We start from the raw sequence: 2122 nt of genomic DNA, 5'->3' as shown, positions 1-2122 counted from the left end.
CGTTGGCGTTGGCGTTGGCGTTGGCGTTGGCGTTGGCGTTGGCGTTGGCGTTGGCGTTGGCGTTGGCGTTGGCGTTGGCGTTGGCGTTGGCGTTGGCGTCGGCGTCGGCGACGTGAAGGTGAATACCTGGCTGTTGAAAACCTTATAGGCGTCCGCCCGTCCGTAGAGCCATACGTGTTCCGCCACGCTATCGACAAAAGACGCATCACGGTCACCCATGAGTTGGGTCGTGCTGTGATACGTGTTTCCGACAAGGTTGCCTTTATCATCGACAAACTTGGCTGTCATGCTCAGATAGGCATCACTGCTCGAATCGAAGGGATCCAAACCTGACTTGGTCATCAACTTGAACGTAACCGGCGAACCCTGCGGATACTCACTGTTCTGGTTGACCACGACCATTTCCACTTCATTCTGGTAAGTGATGTTCGTGATGTAAGAGGGATCCGCAGGAGCGTTATCCTTTTTGGTCGTGAGCCTGACCAGCGGTGTGGCCTTGGAAACAGGATGACCTGGTTTATTGGAGGACGTCACGATGCCTTACTCCTTTTTACGCTTCTTGCGCGCCAACACTATCGAAGAAAAACCCTTCGGACCGAACAGACGATGGCCTGCCGTTCATCCGTTCTTAGCCTAATCTCAGACACTCGCTGTCATATGCTTAACTTTGTGCTAAAAATCCCGTCGCCTTCACCTATCCTGGCAGGCATGTGAAGAACCCACATAAATCTTCAAAAATTAGTTATTTCTCATCCCGCCTGCTTGCCCAGAAAACACGCGATACATAAGCAATCATTGACATGATAAGAGATCGTATCCGCCGGCAAGCATGATAATGACTCAGGCTGATTTTCCACAGACAATGCACTTCACATCGGTTTCGCCGGCACCCACGTCTCATGGCGTGGTTGCTAACGTTTATGACGCCGGATTTCCGATATAGAAGAGAGTAGCTGGATCGTCAGGGTCTTTGGTTATAGCCTGAACCCACACAATCTCGGTGCCCCACACCAGATTAACCTTGTAATAATTTCCAGATTTTTCATCAACCAGCCTCACTTTACTCCCGTAGCCACCATCTCCACTAACCACCTCTACTTTTATGCGATTAGCCGTATTAAGGCCAAAATTTGCATCCATTACATTTTCTCGTGTTCCCGTTGGCAACTGGACATTATTTGTACCCAGAAACCATCCATTGCTTGCCCTCAGGCAAACATCTTCACCACCCGCATCATAAATATGAAAAACATCGTCAATACCATTATTAATGGTATTGACAACAATTAAGCTACCATATGGATCGTGCGGATCCGATGATGCGTAACCGTGAAGATAATAGCCATTATAATTCTCAGACAGTGATTGCAAGGTAACAATCTTGTGTGGCGGCGGCGATGGATTCGATGGATCTCCTATATAGAATAGGTCGCCGCTACTTCCTGTGGCTTGTATAAAATATCCAGCGCCCCCCGACAAATTTGCCACATAATAGGCACCGGAATTATTGTCAAAAAGCTTGACCATGCTTCCATAACCACCACTTCCGCTGACGACCTCCAGGCGTATAGAAGCTTTTGGATCATCAGCGTATTCCACCCCTGCGCACATTATTCCATAGATCGGGAAAGGAACGACACCGTCAAAACTACCATCAAAGGCCCCTATAAAAAGACCATTGCCAGCTTTCAAGGCAATATTTTTGTCTCCAAGATCGGATACATAAAATATGCTTTTGGCATCCACATTGACGTAATCATTAACGATGACATTATTCAAATTGTAACGATCGACATAGCCACGTAAATAATAATCTCTATCCAACCCTAGTTGTAATGTGATTGGTGTTGGCGTCGGCGTTGGCGTTGGCGTTGGCGTTGGCGTTGGCGTTGGCGTTGGCGTTGGCGTTGGCGTTGGCGTTGGCGTTGGCGTTGGCGTTGGCGTCGGCGTTGGCGTTGGCGTTGGCGTCGGCGTTGGCGTTGGCGTTGGCGTTGGCGTCGGCGTCGGCGTCGGCGTCGGCGTCGGCGTTGGCGTTGGCGTTGGCGTTGGCGTTGGCGTTGGCGTTGGCGTTGGCGTTGGCGTTGGCGTTGGCGTTGGCGTTGGCGTCGGCGTTGGCGTTGGC

At 50.3% G+C, this 2122-nt stretch carries 3 protein-coding genes; all 3 read right to left on the bottom strand.

Annotated features, from left to right (window positions below; translation table 11 throughout):
• A partial coding sequence (locus AC4HNJ_RS21495) for a hypothetical protein (protein ID WP_490481661.1) occupies positions 1-534 on the bottom strand: 534 nt, incomplete at its 3' end.
• 384 nt (positions 535-918) lie between these two features.
• Positions 919-1779 (bottom strand): hypothetical protein, encoded by an 861-nt coding sequence (locus AC4HNJ_RS21490; protein WP_490481660.1) that lies wholly within the window; start codon positions 1777-1779, stop codon positions 919-921.
• Between the two features lie 37 nt (positions 1780-1816).
• A partial coding sequence (locus AC4HNJ_RS21485; RefSeq protein WP_490481659.1) for a hypothetical protein occupies positions 1817-2122 on the bottom strand: 306 nt, incomplete at its 5' end.

The organism is Dyella sp. SYSU CM1112, from assembly GCF_058216415.1.
This window is presented reverse-complemented; position numbering and strand designations above follow the sequence as displayed.